The 22,494-nt window shown below is 51.7% G+C and carries 18 protein-coding genes; 3 read left to right on the plus strand and 15 right to left on the minus strand.

Annotated features, from left to right (window positions below):
* Nucleotides 1–17: 17 nt before the first annotated feature.
* From G461_RS0104715 to lpcA, 14 genes are all read right to left on the minus strand, one after another.
* Nucleotides 18–1,328, minus strand: a complete 1,311-nt coding sequence (locus G461_RS0104715; RefSeq protein ID WP_026970989.1) for an oligosaccharide flippase family protein — start codon at nt 1,326–1,328, stop codon at nt 18–20.
* Nucleotides 1,329–1,330: 2 nt separating this feature from the next.
* The gene (locus G461_RS23285; RefSeq protein ID WP_169727228.1) at nt 1,331–2,155 is read right to left on the minus strand and encodes a glycoside hydrolase family 16 protein; all 825 of its coding nucleotides are present in this window, start codon (nt 2,153–2,155) and stop codon (nt 1,331–1,333) included.
* On the minus strand, nt 2,118–3,026 hold the full coding sequence (locus G461_RS0104725) for a glycosyltransferase family 2 protein (protein WP_084429007.1): 909 nt from the start codon (nt 3,024–3,026) through the stop codon (nt 2,118–2,120). The genes G461_RS23285 and G461_RS0104725 overlap by 38 nt, the downstream gene beginning before the upstream one ends.
* Entirely contained in the window at nt 3,023–3,868 is an 846-nt protein-coding gene (locus tag G461_RS0104730) for a sulfotransferase domain-containing protein (protein WP_026970991.1), read from the minus strand. The genes G461_RS0104725 and G461_RS0104730 overlap by 4 nt, the downstream gene beginning before the upstream one ends.
* On the minus strand, nt 3,852–5,132 hold the full coding sequence (locus G461_RS0104735; protein WP_026970992.1) for an O-antigen ligase family protein: 1,281 nt from the start codon (nt 5,130–5,132) through the stop codon (nt 3,852–3,854). The genes G461_RS0104730 and G461_RS0104735 overlap by 17 nt, the downstream gene beginning before the upstream one ends.
* Nucleotides 5,101–6,024, minus strand: coding sequence for a glycosyltransferase family 2 protein (locus G461_RS23290; protein ID WP_051333361.1), 924 nt, complete (start codon nt 6,022–6,024; stop codon nt 5,101–5,103). The genes G461_RS0104735 and G461_RS23290 overlap by 32 nt, the downstream gene beginning before the upstream one ends.
* Nucleotides 5,996–6,751 (minus strand): sulfotransferase family 2 domain-containing protein, encoded by a 756-nt coding sequence (locus tag G461_RS0104745; RefSeq protein WP_026970993.1) that lies wholly within the window; start codon nt 6,749–6,751, stop codon nt 5,996–5,998. The genes G461_RS23290 and G461_RS0104745 overlap by 29 nt, the downstream gene beginning before the upstream one ends.
* Nucleotides 6,738–7,448: a WecB/TagA/CpsF family glycosyltransferase gene (locus G461_RS23295; protein ID WP_051333362.1), complete on the minus strand. Its 711-nt coding sequence runs from the start codon at nt 7,446–7,448 to the stop codon at nt 6,738–6,740. The genes G461_RS0104745 and G461_RS23295 overlap by 14 nt, the downstream gene beginning before the upstream one ends.
* A complete protein-coding gene (locus G461_RS0104755) occupies nt 7,432–9,726 on the minus strand; it encodes a GumC family protein (protein ID WP_084429011.1) in 2,295 nt (764 codons plus the stop codon). Before G461_RS0104755 ends, G461_RS23295 begins: the two co-directional genes overlap by 17 nt.
* A gap of 46 nt (nt 9,727–9,772) precedes the next feature.
* Nucleotides 9,773–10,294 carry a polysaccharide biosynthesis/export family protein gene (locus G461_RS0104760; protein WP_035479372.1) on the minus strand — a complete coding sequence of 174 codons (522 nt, stop codon included), beginning with the start codon at nt 10,292–10,294 and terminating at the stop codon, nt 9,773–9,775.
* A 1-nt stretch (nt 10,295) separates the two neighbouring features.
* A complete protein-coding gene (locus tag G461_RS0104765; RefSeq protein WP_169727229.1) occupies nt 10,296–11,462 on the minus strand; it encodes an outer membrane beta-barrel protein in 1,167 nt (388 codons plus the stop codon).
* Between the two features lie 51 nt (nt 11,463–11,513).
* Nucleotides 11,514–12,926 (minus strand): undecaprenyl-phosphate glucose phosphotransferase, encoded by a 1,413-nt coding sequence (locus G461_RS0104770; protein WP_026970997.1) that lies wholly within the window; start codon nt 12,924–12,926, stop codon nt 11,514–11,516.
* A gap of 585 nt (nt 12,927–13,511) precedes the next feature.
* The gene (locus tag G461_RS0104775; protein ID WP_026970998.1) at nt 13,512–14,282 is read right to left on the minus strand and encodes a class II glutamine amidotransferase; all 771 of its coding nucleotides are present in this window, start codon (nt 14,280–14,282) and stop codon (nt 13,512–13,514) included.
* A gap of 19 nt (nt 14,283–14,301) precedes the next feature.
* Nucleotides 14,302–14,877, minus strand: coding sequence for a D-sedoheptulose 7-phosphate isomerase (gene lpcA, locus G461_RS0104780; protein WP_026970999.1), 576 nt, complete (start codon nt 14,875–14,877; stop codon nt 14,302–14,304).
* A 222-nt stretch (nt 14,878–15,099) separates the two neighbouring features.
* On the opposite strand from lpcA, the gene fadE reads away from it, so the two are divergent.
* From fadE to fusA, 3 genes are all read left to right on the plus strand, one after another.
* Entirely contained in the window at nt 15,100–17,562 is a 2,463-nt protein-coding gene (gene fadE / locus G461_RS0104785) for an acyl-CoA dehydrogenase FadE (RefSeq protein WP_026971000.1), read from the plus strand.
* Between the two features lie 115 nt (nt 17,563–17,677).
* Entirely contained in the window at nt 17,678–19,234 is a 1,557-nt protein-coding gene (locus tag G461_RS0104790) for a DUF3369 domain-containing protein (RefSeq protein ID WP_026971001.1), read from the plus strand.
* Between the two features lie 154 nt (nt 19,235–19,388).
* Entirely contained in the window at nt 19,389–21,473 is a 2,085-nt protein-coding gene (gene fusA, locus G461_RS0104795; protein WP_026971002.1) for an elongation factor G, read from the plus strand.
* 66 nt (nt 21,474–21,539) lie between these two features.
* On the opposite strand, the gene G461_RS0104800 is transcribed toward fusA, so the two are convergent.
* A complete protein-coding gene (locus G461_RS0104800) occupies nt 21,540–22,412 on the minus strand; it encodes an aminoglycoside 6-adenylyltransferase (RefSeq protein ID WP_026971003.1) in 873 nt (290 codons plus the stop codon).
* Nucleotides 22,413–22,494: the final 82 nt, after the last annotated feature.

The raw sequence follows: 22,494 nt of genomic DNA on the forward strand, positions 1-22,494 counted from the left end.
CATTTGTAGGCCCTCACTCAGCTCCGCCAAAACAGCAGCGTGTTAAAACCCAGCCGCCGCTTAACCCAATAGACTGCCAGCAAATTCTGACATGCCACCGCGACTGCCGTAGCGATTGCACTTCCTATGGCCCCATAGCCCCGGGTGAGAAACCACGCCAAAACAACAGCTAACATACCGGAGAAAAGCGCCGCATTTCTCAAGTCTCGTTCGTTACCGGACATAGCCAACAAGTAAGCCACCGATCCCGTCGCCACATTAACCAGTTGCCCAACAGCAAGGATCCGCAGATACCAGTAACCTGCGCTAAATTCTGGCCCAAACAAACTCAACAGTCGCTCAGGCAGTAGTAACATCACCGCAAATACTGGTAAGGCCACGATCAACATCCAGCGCACAGATAACCTGGTCAGACTGCGGATTTTCTGACTTTCCCCCTTAGCGTGGAGTGCTGAGAAACGGGGCGCGACCACCATATTGACAGCGATCAGGATGAAACTGGTCAACATTGCGGTTCGCTGGGCCACGGCCAGCAGTGCCACCTCACTACTACTCACATAGGCGCCCGCAGCGATCTGCCCCACCCATTGGGTCAATTGCCCCATGATCATCACTACCCACAGTGGAAGACAGCTGGAAAACAGCTGTGACCAGCTAGGCAAGGGACATTGCAGTTCAGTCGACGGCTGGCCTCGGCAAAGCCACAAACCACTTACCAAGGTCAATGCAGCAGAAAGACTGAACGCCCAAGCGGCTTGACTAGCCGAAGAAGCGCCTTGTAGCCACAAAAGCAAGATCAGTCCCAGATTGATGGATATATTGAGGGTAAACACTGAGCGCACAGTACGCCGTTGCCCCTGCAGGCTCATTGCCACCAAAGTAAAGCAAGCCAGCAGCATGACGCTTGGCGACATGTAGCGTAAAACATCGGCTAATTCCGGTTTGTGAAACAGCCTAGTGGCAAGCCACGGGGCGAGAATATACACCCCCAGACTAAGCAGCACTCCACCACCACTGGTCAACAGCATCCCTCGGCGCAAAATGCCCCACACCAAGCGCCGTGGATAGTCGGGGTGAGCTTGCGCAGTATAGCGCATCACCGTACTGTCCAGTCCCAACCGGGAGAACGCCGCAAGGATAGTAATCAGTGTAAACCCCAAGAAGTAATAGCCGCTTTGCTCAGCACCTAGGCTTCGCCCCAGCGCAACACTAGCGGCAAATCCGGCCCCAGCGGACAAGACCCGTGCTACAACACTGATCGCCGCCTGAAGCAGCAACCCAGAGCCCAAGTTATCACTCATTCGGTTGGCGAACTGCCGATATAGCATGCTTAAAACTCCTGCGTTGAGGGCGCATAGATCCGGACGTAGTCTACTTCCATTGTTACCGGAAAAGCGTGAGGCTCGGGCTCGCCCGCCCAACTGCCCCCCAGAGCCAAATTAATGATAAGAAATTGAGGCTTATCAAATGGATGCTCTGGATTGAGCAAATCGAGAGGAATCTGTTTTAATAAACGCCCATCGACCAGAAACCGGATCGTCTTAGGGGTCCATTCCATGCGATAAATATGAAACTCACTGATCGAGTTGAGCTTCACGGCACGCTTGTGGGAATCAGGTCGGTTCTTGCCATACGCCTGACGATGGTGGATACCTACAAACAACATGTTGGGGTAAGATCCCACATGCTCAGCGATATCGATCTCCCCGGCATCCGGCCAGTAGTGGCCATGGTTCACACCATCTCCCAATAGCCAAAGCGCTGGCCACACTCCGATACCGCCCGGCAACTTTGCCCGGATCTCAAACGCCCCATAGGTCCATTGGTGACGACCACGGGTGGTCAAACTGGCGGAGCTGTAGAGGGGTGATTGCCCCGGGTGGTAATGGGCTCTGATCCAAAGCCGCCCCTGCCCGACCCAACTGTTGGAGGCGTCGGCAACACGATAGAATTGCAGTTCCTTATTTCTCACATAACCCTGCTCATAAGCCCATTTATCTGGATCGGGTAATCCCGGCTGCTCGAACTCGTCCTGCCAAACCAGCTGCCAACCATGAGTTTGCTGGCTTAACAGCGATAGTAAAAGCAGCAAAAAGCAACGCCAAGGTGGGATACTCTCAGGCATACGCGGCATACCGGTATCCCACCAATCCAAGCAGCATTCCCGCCATATTTGCCAACGATAACATGGCCCGCAGTCCACTATCTCTGCCATGGAGCATCACCAGAACTGTATAGCCACAAGCCATTACCAGCTGCTTAAACGAGGCAAGCACCCGCCACAAGCATGCGCCCGGGGTGCCTTTACGGCGATCAATGATTGCCAAGGTGTTACCTTTACGGAATGCTCTCCAACATAGCCAGCTGACCTTGCCACGACTGGCGGGCACCGTTTCATAAACTCGCGCCAAATTAGAGCCCACGATTTTCGCCCCCTGGCACAGCATCCGACCGAAATAGTCCTGATCCTCCCCGCCTAAGGCGTTGAACAGCGGGTCAAAGCGCAGTTGCTTAACCCAAACAGCCTTAATCAGCGTATTGTTGCTAGCACAGTAAGTTAAGCGCTCGCCCTCACGAACAAACTCTTGGGCATAAAACCCTCCATTAGTCAGGTAGCCCGGCAACTCCGAGCTAAACTTCGGTTGCACCGCTCCCAATACAATGTCGGCATCATAACGCTCACTGCAAATCAACATCTGTCTCAGGGTGTCGTCCCCCAAGTACTCGTCATCATCAACAAAGTAAACATAGTCAGCAGCGGCTGAGACCTTGTCCAACAGCGCATTACGCACATTACTTAAGCCTTTTTGTGGCACCGACAGATACTCAAGCACACAGTTCCCACGCCGTACAAAACTCTCTTGGTATACCGCTGCTACCTCTAAGGCCGATTGACGGGCATCGTTATCTGCGACCACCACATGTAGCCACAGGGAGTCTGGTGACTGAAGCAGTAGCGACTGAAGCAATCGCTCTAGCCCTTCCCGCCTCCGATAAGTAGGGATGCATATACAGATATGTGTCATAGCCAATCGCTCCAGGGACTGCGCTCCAATCCCAGCAAGCTAACCAGACGTTGTACTTCCGGCCCGAAAACGCCAGTCAGGTGTCGCCGCTCCTGCTCACTGAGCTGCTCACTGATGGTACGGGTGGATGTCTTGTTTACACGGTATAGCTGCTTAAGGACAGGGAGTTGTTTCACACTTTGCTTTAAGCCTTCCCCCCCAACCTTATCGAGTCCCCGGCCACAACGTTGCAACGTACTCTTCAGCCAATCGCTGCGATAATAGACGCTTTCGTGAACCATCCCTGGAAGCTGGCAATACTCTGAGTGGTCACTGATCGCCAGAAAGCGAAACAACCGCTGGGCCTCGGCGTGACCGTGATCTTTGATATCCTCCTGAAACAATACTAGGAGCTGCTCCTTAGGGAAATACGTCAGCCAGCGTTCCAGATGACGTGCGTAGTAGGATTGCTCTACATACAGGGGATTATTAGCCAGTGCAACGCTGAAGCTGGTATCTCTGGAGATATGCTTCTTACTGATTTCGTGCAAGTGATTCGAGTAAGTACGTTCAATAGGGTTACGCAATAACACCACTATCTTCATCTGGGAATTGTAGGCATGTACCCGTGCTGGAACATCACTATTGTAGAAATACGAAGGGGAATTCTCCCCACGAATTCCACTGCGGGAAGAAAACTGCGCTTCGTACCAGCTATAGCCACGGTCAAAGTAGTTAGAGAAAAAATCTAACTCCTTCGTCTCTGAGGTATTTACCTCCGGGTGCCGGGACAGCAGTGCATGGATCCAGGTTGACGCGCACTTTTGCACCCCTACCCCTAAAAACTCAACTTTCGTGCGCATTCACTCTCCTCCCTTCCTTGGGTGTACGATGTAAGCAAGCAGCAATGTAAACCAAGAATAGCCAGGTAAACTCGTTCTTTTGCATCAGCTTTACCTCCACTGTATTGACCACGGCAAAGGCAAATAAATAGGCAATAAACAACGGCGTTTCAGGCAAGTGTGCAGCTCGCTCAGAAAGTAAAGCCACCCACCAGCGGACAAAACAGATCCCAAACAGCAGCAACGCGACATTCCCACCATCAAGCTTCAACTCCAGATATCCGCTGTGGCTATAGTGAGGAGCAAATCCGAGCAGGTAGCTAAAGTAATCGACCCGGTAGCTCTCTTGATCCCAAAAGGCCTGATAGCCAAACCCCAGCCACGGGCGCTCGGCCAAGTAGTCACTGAGTATCTGCCAAATCGGCACCCTATTAGACAAAGTCACATCACGCCCCAGCAACTCAACCAGCCATTGTCCCCCACCCAGATGAAGCAACGCCAACAGTCCTAGCCCCACTATCAATGCCAAGCACATCACCAGCATGCGTGTCTTAGCGCTGATAACCATAGACCAGGCTAATCGATAAACAACAACGGACAACACCGCCACCAGCAAAGAGGTCATCGACTGACAGGCCAGTAGCAGGCCACCTGACATCAGTAGGTTGCTCCATGACCAAAGCCGACTCAGGGTCTGCCTTCGCCAAGCATCTACGCTTATCAGCAAACTGAACAAGCAAAAATACCCCAAGGCATTCTTATGGAAGAACACCCCCCGTAACGTACCAGCCCAGGGACCATCGGTATGGAACACCTGGTCGGGCATAATCACCACGCCCACCAAGCAACTCAGGTTGATAAGCCAGCAGGCAAAAAACATATGCCGCAACATCTGGGCTGTGGATACACGCCACACAAAATACTGAATCAGACACAAGCCCCCCCAAAGAGCAAAAACCCGCTCAGCGGACTCGAGGGGCTCAATCGACCACAGCACACTGCATAGCATGTATAGATGCAGCCCCCAAATCCAAGGATCGATGCATTGGCGACACGAGTGATAGCGGCACGCCGAAGCAAACAAGCCAAACCCCAGCAGATAAAGGCCCATATAAACCACTCGGGCGACTGGCGACACCGATATCGCGTATCCGCTGAAAGGATAGAGCACAAAAAAGAGCAGCTTTGAGCTCATCACCACGATCACCAACAGCAACAAAGGGTGGAGTGCAGCGGGGCTATTTACCTGCAGCTCAAATCGCTTGCTTAAGTAAGCGGTATGCACGCTTCACCTGTATCATTGACTCTGGATACCTACAAAGACCCGCGACTACCAGCCAACCAAAGCGCAGGTAGCCGCGTTGTTTAAGGCTTTGCCTTGCGTCCTCCCAGAACACAATAGATTTAGCATACCGCCGCCGCAACACGCGCTCTAGCCTCCCGCAATTTGCCGCCACCCAAGGGTGTTGGTACACCCGATGAATATGTAAGTGCCGTAATTGCGGAGCCATACGCCGCAGACTCAAGTTCGCGCCTTGATGAATCCGATACGCTGACACCACCAGCTGAGGCATGCTGAGCAGCTGCCCCTGCAAAGACAAGCGAAACCAAAACTCCCAGTCCTCACCCAAACGCAAGAAGTGACAAAAACCGCCACAGCGAGCAATTGCAGCCCTACGAATGAGCATGCAGCCACCATTCACAATAAAATTGTCATTTAGTAACGCCTTCGTAACGTAGCCGCTGGGCATTTCCCGGGCGGACACCCACTGCCGCGGGGCTTCCGGTCCTGCCACCCATAGCAGCCGGCCATAGCAGGCTACCACCTGTTCAGGCAAAGACCGCAAACGCCGATGCAGCGGTGACAACGCCCCGGGCAACAACCAGTCATCCGCATCCAAAAACAGTACGCTCTCGCCCCTAGCAATTGCCAACCCTTGGTTTCTCGCCCGGCTAACCCCAGCATTAGCCTGATAGTGATAACGGATCTGCTCACCGTAGTTGGCCAACAGCCAGGTACCACTGCCATCCGTGGAGCCATCATCTACCACGATAACTTCTACCGAGACACCGGCTTGGAGCAGCACGCTATCTATCGCCTTCGCAACCGTATTTCGCGCATTGTAGCTGGCGATTACAACGCTGATATCAATGGGAGCGGAAGCTGTCTTCGGCATAGCGATAAAGCTCCATATCAATTGAGCACAGGCTTTCAATCTTTTGCCTTAGCTCCCAGCTCAACTGTCGCTTAGACTGCTTGATACCGGCATTTTCATGCCCAACATTCAAAGAAAGCCCCAACGTTTTAAGTTGACTTTCAAAACCCTGCATATCATCGGTGAACCCCACAGCGGCCATCATGTCCAAGCTTTGCTTGGCTAAGCTCAAGTCAACGTCAGGCTGCTCCCACCGCTGACGCGACAAATATCGTAGGTACAACGCGCCAAAATCCCGAGCCCTCGGAGTGTCCAGAAACGCCGCTAACTCAAGGTCGATGTTGCCATGCTTGCCACTGTCTTTGCTGTAAAAGTAATGACTGATAAAGCGATCCACCGGATTGCGCAGTAAGGTAATAAACCTAACATCGGTATGTTGCTGGATAATCACCGGGTCGAGAGGACAGTGCCCGGCAACATACTTGGTTCCACGATCTAGGTAGTAGGCCATCATTGCGGTGCGTAATTCGGCCGCTTGTGCCAAAGCCGCACGTTGATCATCAATACCATGGAGCAACTTGATGCTAGAATAGGATTCCCCAACCTCCACCTCTGCCTTGTCAAAGAACAGCCGCCGACGCAGCGCAAGGCGAAGCGAAGAGCCGCCACATTTGGGAATATGGCAGTACACATAACGGTTGGGCTGCAACAGGTTGCTGATTATACGTTTAGATTTAGCGAGCCCCATAACGACGCCTCCATTGATCCCACGCGAATACGCCGGCAAATTTCAAATAATCAACGGTATAGCGTTTGATTAGAACAGGCTCATCGTAGATCCGAAATGCAAAGCGCAGATTCATGCGATCCACCCATGCAGGGTAATACTGCTCTCCATGTCTGGAGGTTTGGTGCATAAAGCCGCCACAACTAAATCCCCAACCTTGCCATCCCTCATGCTTCAGTGCTGTTAGAAAACGCTCCTGTAGACCACAGCCCATACCACAGACAACAATGTCCGGGGCCAACTTCACCACCTCGCTAAGTGTTTGCCTCCACATCTGCTGATTGGCAAAATACCCATTGCGATGCCCCAACACCTTAAGCTGGGGATAGCGCCATTGCAGGTACTCCACAAAGCGTCGGTTGTCCCGCTCAGCGGAGCCAATAAGATATACGCTCTGCTCCTTAGCTTGAGCCTGACTAAACACCTGTGGAGCCAATGAGGTGTTGTCAAAGCTCAATCGCTGGACCTCTCCGTAGCCACAACGACGCAACAGCCAACAAAGAAACCCACCATCCACGGCAACCCCATCCAAGAGTTCAGTTAACTCTGGTTGTTTTCGCAGCACCAGATAGGAATAAGGATTAATAAAGGTGTAGATCCCCGGATTAAGTAGCTGTCGGGGCTGCTTAACTAATCGTTGTTCAATCTCCGCTATCACTCGCCACTCCTTGGTTTGATGTATATCCCTGATATCCGTCTGCATAGTATTTGCCCCGCCGCAGCTTAAGCTGGTTCAACACAACGCCATCTACGCTAATATTGTGTTCAAACAAGCGCCCTAGAGCAGTATTCAGATGCTTCAACAGCGTCCGTCTGGAGCGCAACACGATAACTACTGAGCCCACGAATCTGGCAATGACGAGCGTGTCACTAACCGGCAAAATCGGTGGTGAATCGATAACTATCTTGTCATAGCGTTCTTCCAGCTCAGTCAATAGCTTTTCAAAGCGTGATGAGGCCAACAGCTCCAATGGATTGGCAACTCCCACCCCGGCGCATAGCACATCCATCTCAGAGTACGGATCGCGACTGATACAATCTTCAATGCTCTCATTTAGCATGATGATATTGGTTAGTCCTGGCGTTGCCCTTCGTAGCTCGAAGCGCGCTCCCAAAGTAGGGCGCCGTAAGTCCGCCTCAATCAACAATACCTTTTCTAGGCTGGCCATTGATTGCGCCAGACTCATCGCCACCGAGGACTTGCCCTCACCAGGCAAGGCGGAACTCACACAGATACACTTGCGCCCAGTACCCATCATCCCCAATGTCAACGAAGTACGGATGCTGCGGATAGCCTCGGCAAACTCTGGGCGCTGACTGTTAAAAAAGGCACCCGCATCTAGGTTAACCTTACTCCACAAACGTGGCTTCAGGCTCGGTACGAACCCCAGCGGAGGCAGAGCCAGCTTCTGGTAAAACTCATCTGTGCTATCGATCGTGTCATGGAAGCTATAGCGCAGCAGAGTAATCAGGCTTAGCAGCAACAGGCTGCCAAGCCCCGCCGCCACAACCATCAATATCGGCTTGGGCCCAGCCGGTGCCAGCGGCGGTGCCGCTCGGTCGGTAAATCTGGCAACTGCGGTTAAAAAATCATTGGTCGCCGAGGTTTCCTTTTGGCGCTTCAGAAACAAATCGTAAAGATTGCGATTGCTTTCCACCTCGCGGCTAAGGGCTTCATAGGTGGCCCGCTTGACCGCGATTGACTGAAACGCCTGCTTCTTGTCATCAAGCTCCCCCAACAAAGAAGCCTCCTGACGCCTCGCGCTACGCAGCTCCTTTTCGATGCCTGTCGCTAGGTCCCCAAGCAACTGCTCAGACTTAGCTCGAATGGAACTCAGCTGAGCGCGGGCACGGATCATATGATCATGTTTGGGGCCATAGCGCTTACTAAGTTCAGAAACCAGTTGCTCTGCTTCCACCTCAGCCAAACGAATATCCCGCAGCTGAGGGTGGTTGGATATCGCCGGCACCGAGGATAGCTCTGATAAGCCCTGGGTTCGATTTTCCTGCAGAACCAAATACAAGGACTCCGCAGCCAAACGACGATCCTTGGCCTCCGATAAGCGGCGACTTAACTCGCTGAGCTCGGTAGAGGCTAAGCTGTCGATACCACTGACATCAACCAAACCTTCCTCTGACAAGAATTGGCTAAGTCGAGCCTCTGACTCACGCACCGCTTGTTTCAGCTTTCCCAACCGTTCTTCCAGCCAAGTAGTAGCCTCTTGTGCCAGTAACAGCCGTGAGTCGCGATTATTATCGATATAGGCTTGCGCCACTGCATTGGCCAGTTGAGCGGCTAGTTGTGGATCGGTTGATTCAAAGCTGATCTGAACCAGCTGAGTCTTGCGGATGGGGTTTACTTGTAATCGATCTAAGAATACATCCCTAACTCTCTGTTGCTCCGCTCTTCCGTCTACTTGTTGTGCAACACTTGGTAGCGGCGGCGCTACCGTCGGCAATTCAACTCCAAATTGCGACTCCAACCAAAAAGTAAGCTTCTGTAAGCCATTCTTAATCAGAGCAAAGCGAGGTGGGCTCAAGGCAGGGTTGAACTCCGGTAACAATGCCAGTTGGTAGTTATCAATCACTCGTTGTGCCACAGCATGAGATTTGATTAACTCAAACTGTGTTAGGTAGTACTCCTGACGAGAAGAGTCGATGCCCACCAGTTGCTCTACCGATACTGCCTGCTGCTGCTCGGCTTCAATCAACAGAACCGCGGTAGCTCGATACATCGGAGTGATCTGTCCAACCAAATAGACCGCCATTGCCATAATCAGCGCGGTGGCCAACAGCATCCCCCCTAACCGTGCACGAATTACCTGCCAATACTGCCCCAGTTCGATGGGTTCCTCCGCCGCCAACGGACCGGCCGGTCGCTCATTGGTTCCACGGGGGCTGAGCGTATGTAGATTGAAAGATTGTTGCGCTGCCACGTTACATCCCCTTAGTGATTGACCTAGCTAGTGAGTAAGCAGTAACTTAGAAAAAGCTGGCTTTGACCACGATGATATCTCCTGGAGCGATGGCATGACTCAGGGCTACCTTATTCAATACCTTACCCTTGGTTGTTAGCGAGATACTGCTTTTAGCCGCTCGTTGGGTAAACCCACCGGCTAAGGCTATCGCCTTATCAATAGTTAACCCAGGCTGATAGGGGTAACCACCTGGACTCCCCACTTCACCATTAACAAAAATCTGCCGGTAGGAGACAACATTAACTGCCACCTTAGGCTGGATCAGGTAATCACCCCGTAACCCCTCTTCAATGCGCTGTTTAAGGCGCTCTGTCGTAATACCGGCGACTTCGATCGTGCCAAGGTAGGGGTAGTCGACCTTTCCACTGTTGGTAATCATCACCTCCATACTAAGGTCATCCTCGCCATAGACATGAATACTGATGACATCACCGGCATCGAGTTGATAAGCCTCTATGCCTTGAGCCATTGCCCCAGCAGCAAAAATCCAGCAGCTCAACAGCCATGTATTGACCAGCATCTTCATATTAGAGGGTCCCGTTTATGCTGAGAAAATACTGGTTCTGGGTATAACCGATACCCGCGCGGCTAGACTGTTTGTCTTCCCATCGCCAACCGCTACTGATAAGTAACCAACGGCGTAGTTGGTAGCTGAGGGATAGAACCACGCGATCTCGCTGGTCATCGCGCTCCACCCCACTGTATTGTTGATCTAGGTAGCTGTAACTTAGCCGAGACATCAGCCTGTCCCGCCAATAGTGCTGCCATTCAACGCGATAAAGCATCTGCTCCACAAAATCACCAGATTGGTCCGGATCCTCCGCCGTCTGGCTAGTAGTTAAGGTAAGCTTGGAATGATCGCGGGGCAGGTAATTCAGCGATGCTTCCCAGCTGAACCCGTTGTAACCTTTTCGCTGCGAATCAAATTGCTTGTCTTCGTAACCAAGCTTGATCTCACCGCTGGTGCTACCGCTAACTTCCCAGCTCACACCAAAGAACAGATAGTGGTTATCGTTATCTCGGCTCTCCTGAGTCGCCGCCAGATGCTGATAACGGCGCTGCGCTAAGCGCCATTGAACAAAAAGCTGCGCCGCAGGATGGGCTCGATAAAGAAACTTGCTGGCAAAACGCCGCTCCTGCCAATTTCGGTAGCGACTGAGCTGTTCCAGTCGGGTGTATACTTTGTCTCCCCAACCCAATTTAAATTCCAATCCCCCCCGAGACTGCTCACCACCATAGGCGTAAAGTAAGCCCAGATCATTGCTGCGCACATACAGCAACTGTGTGAGTTGCTCGCCGATCCCCTCGGACAGCCCACTTCCTCTATCTTCATGTAGATAACGGAAGCGGTAGTCCACATTGACGCTATGACGTTCCGCTGGAATCAATTGCGCGCTAACACCCGCGCGGTGGTCCACATAATCATCAATACTACTTTGCAGGTATTCAGCAACATCAATTCGGTAATATGCCTGATAACGGTTGGCCCCCCGTTCAGCGTGGATATTAAGCTCTGGCTTGAACGATACAATATCCGAGCCTTCTAGCTGCTCACCACTTTGGGTGATGTTATCGTTGTAGCGATAACCCAAGCTAAGAAAGGGGGTTACTTCCAGCCCGGATTGAGTTATGTAGGGCTGGGGTTGTAGCTTGGCTAACGCGCTGGAAGACGTAGCTATAAGACTGACTATCATTAACTTTCTAATTAGACCCATTACCGACTGCTCTCTGACCTGTGCCACTGTCTAGTACGCCTGCTCGCTGGTAAAGCCTTTGAAAACAGTTAGAAACACTATCTTAATGTCCATCCCTAGGCTCCATTTCTGAATATACTCAAGGTCATACGCGACCCTCCGCTCCATCTTGTCTAAAGTATCGGTCTCTCCTCTACAGCCATTGATCTGCGCCCAGCCGGTAATACCGGGCTTAACCATATGCCTTAACATGTAGCGATCAACTAACTGGCGATATTCCTCATTGTGCGATACCGCGTGGGGCCGCGGACCAACTATCGACATAGAGCCCATGAGTACGTTAAAAAACTGAGGTAGTTCATCGAGAGAGGTGCGACGAATGAAAGCGCCAAAAGCGGTGATACGTGGGTCGTTGCGGGTGGCTTGTACCACCCTACCGCCATTTTCCATGACTCGCATGGAGCGGAACTTCCACACACGAATACGCTTACCATCCAAACCATAGCGATCTTGCTTAAAAAGCACTGGGCCTTGCGAGCTGAGCTTCACGCCCAACGCAACCGCTAACAAAACGGGACTGATTAAAGCGACAATGAGCGAAGCCAACACCACGTCTTGGACTCGCTTGATCCATACACTCGCGCTACCACGAAACGGCGTATCGAAAATACTAACGGTCTGAATGCTCCCCAAGCTACTCCAGCGAGAATGGATTAAGTTGTAGGTAAAAAAATCAGGGATAATGAACGTGGTACAGGTGGTATCGGAAAGTTGTTTGAGGTAACTACTGATTCGCTCTTTCGCATGCATGGGCAACGCGATGTAAACATGGTTAATCTCGCCTCGCTTAGCCATTCCCAGCGCGTCTTTAACCGAGCCAACTTCACCAAAGTACTTGAGCTCCTTGCTAAGACGAGAGCAGGCCCTATCATCAAAAAAGCCAACAAACTCTAAACCTAAGTCAGGGTTGGTTATGACCTCATGGTAAAGCCGTAGGCCGGTATCTGACACGCCAATGATTACCGCACGTCGCGTGTTGTATCCACTCTTCCTAAGTAGTGCCAGCACTTCGCGAAAGAACACCCTCCAAACGACCAAGGTGATAGGCGTAAACACTAACCAAAAACCAAATACGACGCGAGAATACGAATCAGAGATCTTCAGGAAGTAATTTATCGAAAGAACAATCGCTACAGTGATTAACCAAACGCTAATCGTCGTGCTTGCTTGCTCTTTAACCGAAGCGACTCGCCAGGAACGGTACAACACGAGTGACTCAGCAACTAGCAGATATACGGTACTTAAACCGACTGCAAGCAACTGATAGTGCTCGTCAAACATATCGGTTCGCCACCATGAAAGTAGCGCTAGAGTTGAGAATATGAGTGTGAGGTCCATAAGGCGATAAACAATAGCTAACTCGAATTCGTGACTTCGCACAAAACCACTATCTTTTGCTTGCATAAAGCTCCTCCAGTACAAAAGTGATTTATCACTTTGTAGTACTATGTGTGTTTAAATCGCATGAAAAAGCGATTGAAAACATCCAAATACTCTATGTAGGCAGTACGAAAAACTTAGCTACCAGAAAACCGTCATCTAAAACTCGGCATCCTTACCAAGGTTATAAAGCAACTACAGCCTCACCTGAACAGGAGCAAGCAACGAGCCAAAAATGCTGGCCACTTCACACTTCATCTCATCCCATTGAAATCAAAAGAAAATCAAAAATCAACACCTGTGACCACTAAACAGCCATTATTTTTGGCTTGTAAAACTAACTGACAGTCAAAGTCATAGGGATATGTGTGGACAATTTATGACTCACCAAAACTAGCCAACATCTTGCTATATATCCCTATAACTCGACATGACGTGACTTAGTTCACAAAATCAAACTCTAGGAAATCGGTTGATCAAACAACAACAACTGGTTTGCCAACAGCGTAAAGTAATCTGACACCACTTATAGTTAGGACGGTAAAGGGGCTGGCTCAATGAAAGAACTAGGGAGGAGTGCCCTAACATCGCTAGGGCAAATAAAATGGATCAACAGATTACGAGCTCACCGTGCTTAAACAGCACGTAATCACCGGGCTCAATCTTGTGCCACTGCTCGTTAGAGGTGAGCGGTTGCGTGGCGATCATGGTTACCACATCGTTGGGGGTGGTCTCTTTCTTAAAGTCGATGGTGACATCGGCATCCATCAGCTTCGCTTCGCCAAACGGCGCACGACGGGTGATCCAGTGCAAGTTGGTAGAGCAAAACGCCATCACATACTCGCCGTTACTTAGCAGCATGTTGAACACGCCCAACTCACGTAGTTGCCGCCCCAGGCTTGCAATAAACTTAAACGCCGCCGCCATGTTACCCGGCTTGCGTGGATACTTTTGCCGCAGCTGTTCGAGTATCCAGCAAAACGCCAGCTCGCTGTCGGTATCTCCCACTGGGCGATACCAGCCAGTATCGAGCTTCTTGTAGCCGCTTAGCTGCCCGTTGTGGGCATAGGTCCAGTTCTGTCCCCATAGCTCACGGGTAAAGGGGTGGGTGTTCTCCAAAGAGACTTGGCCGCGGTTGGCTTGGCGAATATGGCCAATCACCGCTTCACTTTTGATGGGAAAGGCTTTAACTAGCTCCGCCACCTTGGACTCACAACTGGGTTGTGGATCTTTAAAGCTGCGACAACCGCGCCCTTCGTAAAAGGTAATACCCCAGCCATCGACATGCGGGCCGGTTACCCCACCACGCTGTACCAGTCCGGTGAACGAAAAACAGATATCGGTAGGCACATTGGCACTCATACCTAACAGCTCGCACATCGTTGTTCTCCGTCTCCCGCTAGGCTTCCATGTGTTTTTCGATAAGCTGGATCATGATGTGGATGCACTTGATATGCACTTCCTGGATGCGATCAGCAAAACCAAAATGGGGAACTCGGATCTCAACATCAGCCAGACCGGCCATCTGGCCACCGTCTTTGCCGCTGAGCACGATTACCTTCATGCCTTTCTGTTTCGCCACTTCGATAGCTTTTAAGATGTTCCCTGAGTTACCACTGGTGCTAATCCCCAACAGTACATCACCAGCTTGGCCCAAGCCTTCGATATAGCGGGAAAACACGTAATCGTAGCCAAAGTCATTGCTCACGCAGCTAAGATGGCTAGGGTCAGAGATCGCAATCGCGGGCATCGCTGGGCGGTTTTCACGGTAACGTCCGGTTAACTCTTCGGCGAAGTGCATCGCATCACAGTGGGAGCCACCGTTACCGCAAGCAATTACCTTTCCGCCTTGCTTGAAGCGCTCCGCCAACAGCTTGGCTGCGTTATCAATGGCCTCAATATTCGCGTTGTCGGCCAAGAACTTATTCAGAACTTCTGCCGCTTCTTGTAGCTCGGCCACAATCAATTCTTTCATGGTTATTCTCACTTTCCTCTATGCGCTAACACTATAACCAAATTTACTTTGCGGCACATCAGCGAACGCTCCAGCGCTTTTAAGTATGTCAGGCCTTACAAGATCAATGTTGCATTTTTGTAACTCGCGCTTGACCCGTCGTTACATATCACTTACAAATACAACCCAGAGGTCAGACCTCTTACTAGTTGAGCTCTTAACGAGTTGATAAGGAGAATCATCATGCTGAGTACCCTAACGGCATTGTTTATCCCTACGCTTTTGGTGGCGATTGCTGCCCTAGCGTACTTTCGGTCCTCGCTGCTGGCCTTTAGCTTGGTCGCCACCGGGCTGCTATTGGCATACTCACTGGTTGAACCGCTGAGCCAGATTACTTGGGCGGTTTACATTACAATCGTTGCCTTGGTTAATATCGTGCCGCTGCGCAAAAAGCTGCTCTCAACACCGATGTACAAGGCCTTCAAGGGCGTAATGCCAGAGATGTCACAAACCGAGCGCGAGGCTATCGACGCCGGTACCACTTGGTGGGAAGGCGAGCTGTTCCGTGGCGCCCCCGATTGGAAGCAACTGCACAGCTATCCCAAACCTCGCCTAAGCGCTGAAGAGCAGGCCTTCCTCGATGGCCCGGTTGAAGAAGTATTAAAGATGACCAAGGACTGGGAGATCACCCACGAACTCGCTGACCTGCCGCCTGAGGTTTGGCAATACCTCAAAGACAACAAGTTCTTCGCCATGATCATCAAGAAGCAATACGGTGGTCTGGAGTTCTCGGCCTATGCCCAATCGCTGGTGCTACAAAAGCTAGCGGGCGTGTCGGCAGTGCTCTCCTCTACGGTGGGCGTACCTAACTCGCTGGGTCCAGGTGAGCTGTTGCAACACTACGGCACCAAAGAGCAGCAAGACTACTACCTACCACGCCTAGCCAACGGCCAAGAGATCCCCTGCTTTGCCTTAACCAGCCCAGAAGCGGGCTCCGATGCCGGTTCTATCCCCGATTTTGGTATCGTCTGCAAAGGCGAGTGGGAAGGTAAAGAAGTGCTTGGCATGCGTCTGACCTGGAATAAGCGCTACATCACCCTCGCTCCGGTCGCCACGATATTAGGCCTGGCCTTTAAACTGCGCGACCCCGATGGCCTGCTAGGCGACAAGGAAGACTTAGGCATCACCTGCGCCCTGATCCCCACCAACTTGGAAGGGGTAGATGTTGGTCGTCGCCACTTCCCGCTTAACGTGCCGTTTATGAATGGCCCGACCCGCGGTAACGACCTGTTCGTGCCCATGGACTTCATCATCGGCGGTGAGAAGATGGCCGGTGAAGGCTGGCGTATGCTGGTAGAGTGTCTGTCGGTTGGCCGTGGTATTACCCTGCCCTCTTCAGCCACTGGCGGTATCAAGTCAGCGGCGCTGGCAACCGGCGCTTATGCGCGTATTCGTCGCCAGTTCAAACTGCCCATCGGCAAGATGGAAGGTATTGAAGAGCCTCTGGCACGTCTGGCGGGTAACGCCTACCTGATGGATGCAGCGAGCAGCCTAACGGTTACCGGTATCGACCAAGGCGAAAAGCCCTCGGTGATTTCAGCGATTGTGAAGTACCACCTCACCCACCGCGGCCAGCGCGCCTCGATTGATGCTATGGATATCGTCGGCGGTAAAGGGATCTGCTTAGGACCGAAGAACTTCCTCGGCCGTTCCTACCAAGGTGCGCCAATTGCGATTACCGTGGAAGGGGCCAACATTCTCACCCGCAGCATGATTATCTATGGCCAAGGGGCGATCCGCTGCCATCCTTATGTACTGAAAGAGATGGAAGCAGCCTACCACCCCGACTTTGAGCAAGGCCTGGAAGATTTTGACCGCGCGGTGTTCAGCCACATCGGCTTTGCCATCAGCAACTTTGTGCGCAGCTTCTGGTTTGGTATCAGTGGCCATCGCCTGATTAAGGCGCCGCATCAGGACAAAACCGCCAAATACTACCGTCAGCTGACCCGCTTCTCCAGCAACCTGGCGCTGCTGTCGGATATCTCGATGGCGACTCTGGGTGGCAACCTGAAGCGCAAAGAGCGCGTGTCGGCGCGCTTGGGCGACCTGCTCAGCCAGCTTTACCTAAGCTCAGCGGTGCTCAAACGCTTTGACGATGAAGGTCGCCAGAAAGCGGATATGCCGCTGGTTGACTGGGCGATTCAAGACTCAATGTACCAGCTGCAAACCGCACTGGACGAGCTACTGCGCAACTTCCCGGTGCCAGTTGTGGGCAAGCTGATGCGACTGGTGATCTTCCCACTAGGTAAGCCACTGCATGCGCCAAGCGATAGCCTTGACCACAAACTGGCGCGCATCCTCCAAAGTCCTAGCGAAACCCGCGACCGTATCGGCCAAGGGCGCTTTGACAGTCGCGTGGAAGGCAACGTGTTTGGCGAGCTGGAGCAGACCCTCGACGCTATCCTTGCCTGCGAGCCGGTGTTCGACAAGATCTGCAAGGCTCTGGGCGAGAAGCGCCAGTTTATCTACCTCGATAAACTGGCCGATGAAGCGCTGGCACGCGGCATCATCGAGCATGGCGAAGCCGAGCTGATGAAACGCGCCGAGGCCGGTCGATTGAACGCAATCAACGTAGATGACTTTGACCATCAAGAGCTGGCACATAGCAAACAAAACGGTGCGGACGAGATAATCACCGCAGCCTAACCACTACAAACACCCTTTCCTTTTTTATGCGGGCTTCGGCCCGCTTTTTTATCAACATTGCTTTTTGAGGGCGGCTCTTCTTAACTAACTACGATGAGTGCTTAACGGGATTCCCATGGACGACGATTTTATCTTGTTTGACGACAAACCGGACGATACAACGCAAACCGCCCCTCCCTGGAAACTGATGATTGTCGATGACGAGCCGGAGGTTCATGACATCACTCAGATGACGCTACAGCGTTTTAGCTTTGACAACCGACAACTAGAGTTCATCCACGCCTACTCAGCCCAGCAGGCTCGTGAGCTGCTTCCCCAGCATTGCGATGTCGCCCTGATCTTGCTCGATGTCGTTATGGAAACCGACGATGCAGGCCTCACCTTGGTCGAACACATCCGCAACCAGCTAAACAACCACTGCGTGCGCATCGTGTTAAGAACTGGCCAGCCCGGACAGGCACCGGAAGATAAAGTGGTCGAAGACTACGACATCAATGATTACAAAGACAAAACCGAGCTTACCTCGCAAAAGCTGCGTACCCTTATCCGTGCCAGCCTGCGCTCCTATCGCGATATCTGCGCCCTCGAGACCCACAAGCGCGGCTTAGAGAAGGTAGTAGAGAGCTCCAAGGGAATCTTTGAGCTCAGCGCACTGCACACCTTTGTTGAAGGCGCGCTGGATCAACTATCGGCCATCATGCACCTCGACGATGGCTGCATCTACGCCTTAGAGAAACAGGCCTACGCCCACCATAGCTCCCACTTTCAGTTGCTCGCGCATCAAGGGGAGGACAGCCAACATCAGCTCAATCAGATCCTGCCTTTGTCTCAGCTACCGTCGCAGCAAGCCGAACTGTTTGACCAAGCCATTAACCAAAAGGGCAACATCTATAAAGACAATGCGGTGGTGATCTATTGTCAAAACAAAGCCAGAGATCTGTTCTTCTATATAGTGCGCAATACTCCGATTAACGAATCCGACCAGCACTTTATTAAGCTGCTAAGCGACAATATCACCATCGCGCTGGAGAATATCCGGCTCAACGAGGTGATCGTCGAACATCAGCGCGAGACCATGTATCGCATCGGTGAGATCGTTGAGACCCGCTCGAAAGAGTCGGGCAAGCACGTTAAACGGGTCGCGCTTTATACTGCCAAGCTGGCAGAGCTTGCCGGTCTGGACGAGAAAACCATTGAGCGACTGAAGATGGCCTCGCCGCTGCATGATGTGGGCAAAGTCGCCACCCCCGATGCGATCTTGCACAAGCCTGCCAAACTGGATGACCGCGAGTGGTCGATTATGCGCTCCCATGCCGAGCAAGGTGAGATGATGTTGGCCGACTCGAGTATTCCCAGTCTGTTACTGGCCTCTGAAATTGCTGGCAGCCACCACGAGCGTTGGGACGGCAAAGGCTACCCACGAGGCTTAAAAGGCGAGGAGATCCCCATCAGTGGTCGTTTAACCGCTCTGGCCGACGTATTCGATGCCCTCGGCAGTAGCCGTTGCTACAAGCTGCAATGGGACGATGAGGAGATCGTCGAGTATATCTCCGAGCAAAGTGGGAAGCAGTTTGACCCTCATCTATCCTCACTGCTGCTAAATAACTTGGATCAGTTTTACATCATTCGCGAGCAATATCAGGATGAGATCAGCGCAAGTTCTCCCGAGTAAGCACCAATAAACTGCAAATAAAGCGCGATTTTACGGCTACTTAGCCATGCCTTAGAGACAATCTTTCGGCAGGTTTGATTGAAGGCTTCTAAAATGGTCTTGAAATGCTGTATACTTCGCGCAATTTTCCGCCCTGACATATAGAGAACGACTAATGGCAGATCTATCTCATTACAGAAACATCGGTATCTTCGCACACGTAGATGCTGGTAAAACCACCTCTACCGAGCGTATCCTTAAGCTCACCGGTAAAATTCACAAAACCGGCGAAGTACACGATGGCGCTGCAACCACTGACTTCATGGAGCAGGAAGCTGAGCGTGGTATTACCATTCAATCAGCAGCGACTACCTGTTTCTGGAAAGACCACCGCCTGAACATCATTGATACTCCTGGACACGTTGACTTCACCGTTGAAGTATACCGTTCTCTTAAAGTACTTGATGGTGGTATCGGTGTATTCTGTGGCTCTGGTGGTGTAGAACCTCAATCAGAGACCAACTGGCGTTACGCTAACGAATCTGAAGTAGCACGTTTGATCTTCGTGAACAAACTGGACCGTATGGGTGCTGACTTCTACCGCGTTGTTGACCAAGTTAAGAACGTACTGGCTGCTAACCCACTGGTTATGACCCTGCCTATCGGTATCGAAGACGACTTCACTGGTGTTGTAGATGTACTAAGCCAAAAAGCTTACATCTGGGACGATTCTGGCCTGCCAGAAAACTACGAAGTAACCGACATCCCAGAAGACATGGTTGAGAAAGCCGCTGAGTACCGCGAGCAACTGATCGAGTCTGCTGTTGAGATGGACGACGAGCTGATGATGGCTTACATGGAAGGTGAAGAGCCTTCTCTGGAAGACATCAAGCGTTGTATCCGTGAAGGTACTCGCACCATGGCCTTCTTCCCAACCTTCTGTGGTTCTGCATTTAAGAACAAAGGTATCCAGCTGGTACTAGACGCAGTAGTTGACTACCTGCCAAGCCCAACCGAAGTTGACGCTCAGCCTCTGACTGACGAAGAAACCGGTGAGCCTACTGGCGAAGTTGCTACCGTATCTGCAGATGAGCCTCTACGTGCTCTGGCGTTCAAAATTATGGACGACCGCTTCGGTGCCCTAACCTTTATCCGTATCTACTCAGGTAAGATGGAAAAAGGTATGACTATTCTGAACAGCGCAACCGGCAAGACTGAGCGTATCGGTCGTATGGTTGAGATGCACGCTGACGAGCGTAACGAGATTAACTCTGCGCAAGCGGGTGACATCATCGCTGTTGTTGGTATGAAGAACGTACAAACTGGTCACACCCTGTGTGATCCTAAGCACCCTTGTACTCTTGAGCCAATGATCTTCCCAGAGCCAGTAATCTCTATCGCTGTAGCACCTAAAGATAAAGGTTCTACTGAGAAGATGGGTATCGCTATCGGTAAGATGGTTGCAGAAGATCCTTCGTTCCAGGTTGAAACCGACGAAGATTCAGGTGAAACCATCCTTAAAGGTATGGGCGAACTGCACCTGGACATTAAAGTAGACATCCTGAAGCGTACCTACGGCGTTGAGCTAGTAGTTGGTCAACCTCAGGTTGCTTACCGCGAAACCATTACTCAAGAACTTGAAGACAGCTACACCCACAAGAAGCAGTCTGGTGGTTCTGGTCAGTTCGGTAAGATCGACTACCGCATCCGTCCTGGTGAGCCAGGTTCAGGCTTCAAGTTCAGCTCTTCAGTAGTTGGCGGTAACGTACCTAAAGAATTCTGGCCTGCAGTAGAGAAAGGCTTCAAAGTAATGATGGAAGAAGGCCCACTGGCTGGCTTCCCAGTACTTGACCTTGAAGTAGAACTGTTCGACGGTGCTTTCCACGCAGTTGACTCGTCAGCTATCGCGTTCGAAATCGCTGCGAAAGGTGCATACCGTCAGTCTCTGCCAAAAGCTGGCCCACAACTTCTTGAGCCAATCATGAAAGTTGACGTGTTCACCCCAGAAGACAACGTGGGTGACGTAATCGGTGACTTGAACCGTCGTCGCGGCATGATTAAAGACCAAGAAGCTGGCGCTACCGGCGTACGCATTAAAGGTGAAGTACCACTGGCTGAAATGTTCGGCTACATTGGTCACCTGCGTACCATTACTTCAGGCCGTGGTCAGTTCTCTATGGAGTTCGCCCACTACATGCCTTGCCCACAAAACGTGGCTGAAGAAGTAATCGCTGCAGAAAAAGAGAAAAACGCTAAGTAAGCATCTCTTTTAAGCTGATTCAAAAAACCCCGGCACGCCGGGGTTTTTTTATGCATATAGTTCGCGCTAAGGGCTTTCGTTAAGTAGTTCACCGAGTCGCTCTCGGCAGTGATCTAACGACGGTTTAAGCGCCTTCTCCGCTTCCCCTGCTAGCTCTAACACCTTAATACACAACGCAAGTGCTGCCTGTAAGGCAGCTTGCAAGCTCGCCTTGTCAGCCCTTGCCCAACTCAAGCTAAGCAGCTCCAGGTAAGGCTCTGGAAGCCACTGCTCGATAAACCGGCCATTGTGCCAAGTATCTATCACTTCTTGGTTCTGGGTCTGCGAATGCGCCATCCACTCCATCAGCCGCAACAAACGATGCTGTATATGGCTATTGCAACACGCCAGCGCCATCCAGCGCTCACCACGCTGCCACTTCTTAGCGGTCCACAGCACATGGTAGGCGATGTCCTGAATCAGCTCTGTGACTTCCTCAGCATGGTCTTTAGGGGCAGGTAAAGGTAGGGCTGCCACCTCAGCAAAGATGCTGGCAAAGTTCTCTTTATCAAGCAGACACAAATAGCCGCGCTTAAACACCGCGATCATCTCTGGGCTAAGCTGGGCACTATCGCGCGCCCTGACAAAATCGGCAGGCAACAGCGGAAAATCCACATCCAAACAGGGCTGATATAACACCCTCAGCTCAGGCACCGCATCCACCGGGCTAGATTCACTAAAGCACAACACCACCTGACCCAATGCTTCAGTCCAGCTTCGCTCCTGCATTAAACAGGCTGGGTCTTCAACTACCAGCAAGATATCGATATCAGACCATCTATCGGCGGGTAGCGACTCTCGAGCCTGAGAGCCCACCACAAAGGCAGCCCGGATGTCTTCTCTGGTACTTGCAAAGGATATAAGCCTATCTCCCAAGGCCTGATATTGAGGGTGAATCATCGGCACGTTCCTCTTAATAACTTATCAATGCTGCCAGAGCAGCGGGAAAAAGCTTTGCTTAGATTGCTGCCGTATCAGGCAA

Source organism: Aliagarivorans marinus DSM 23064 (genome assembly GCF_000429485.1).
GTDB lineage: Bacteria > Pseudomonadota > Gammaproteobacteria > Enterobacterales > Celerinatantimonadaceae > Aliagarivorans > Aliagarivorans marinus.

What these genes read in the sequence shown, in the direction of transcription:
- G461_RS0104770 (WP_026970997.1), bottom strand. Translation starts at nt 12,926, where the DNA reads ATGCAAGCAAAAGATAGTGGTTTTGTGCGAAGTCACGAATTCGAGTTA.
- fadE (WP_026971000.1), top strand. Translation starts at nt 15,100, where the DNA reads ATGCTGAGTACCCTAACGGCATTGTTTATCCCTACGCTTTTGGTGGCG.
- G461_RS0104725 (WP_084429007.1), bottom strand. Translation starts at nt 3,026, where the DNA reads ATGACACATATCTGTATATGCATCCCTACTTATCGGAGGCGGGAAGGG.
- G461_RS0104775 (WP_026970998.1), bottom strand. Translation starts at nt 14,282, where the DNA reads ATGTGCGAGCTGTTAGGTATGAGTGCCAATGTGCCTACCGATATCTGT.
- G461_RS23290 (WP_051333361.1), bottom strand. Translation starts at nt 6,024, where the DNA reads ATGCCGAAGACAGCTTCCGCTCCCATTGATATCAGCGTTGTAATCGCC.
- G461_RS0104765 (WP_169727229.1), bottom strand. Translation starts at nt 11,462, where the DNA reads ATGATAGTCAGTCTTATAGCTACGTCTTCCAGCGCGTTAGCCAAGCTA.
- G461_RS0104730 (WP_026970991.1), bottom strand. Translation starts at nt 3,868, where the DNA reads ATGCGCACGAAAGTTGAGTTTTTAGGGGTAGGGGTGCAAAAGTGCGCG.
- G461_RS0104760 (WP_035479372.1), bottom strand. Translation starts at nt 10,294, where the DNA reads ATGAAGATGCTGGTCAATACATGGCTGTTGAGCTGCTGGATTTTTGCT.
- G461_RS0104745 (WP_026970993.1), bottom strand. Translation starts at nt 6,751, where the DNA reads ATGGGGCTCGCTAAATCTAAACGTATAATCAGCAACCTGTTGCAGCCC.
- lpcA (WP_026970999.1), bottom strand. Translation starts at nt 14,877, where the DNA reads ATGAAAGAATTGATTGTGGCCGAGCTACAAGAAGCGGCAGAAGTTCTG.
- G461_RS0104790 (WP_026971001.1), top strand. Translation starts at nt 17,678, where the DNA reads ATGGACGACGATTTTATCTTGTTTGACGACAAACCGGACGATACAACG.
- fusA (WP_026971002.1), top strand. Translation starts at nt 19,389, where the DNA reads ATGGCAGATCTATCTCATTACAGAAACATCGGTATCTTCGCACACGTA.
- G461_RS0104800 (WP_026971003.1), bottom strand. Translation starts at nt 22,412, where the DNA reads ATGATTCACCCTCAATATCAGGCCTTGGGAGATAGGCTTATATCCTTT.
- G461_RS0104715 (WP_026970989.1), bottom strand. Translation starts at nt 1,328, where the DNA reads ATGCTATATCGGCAGTTCGCCAACCGAATGAGTGATAACTTGGGCTCT.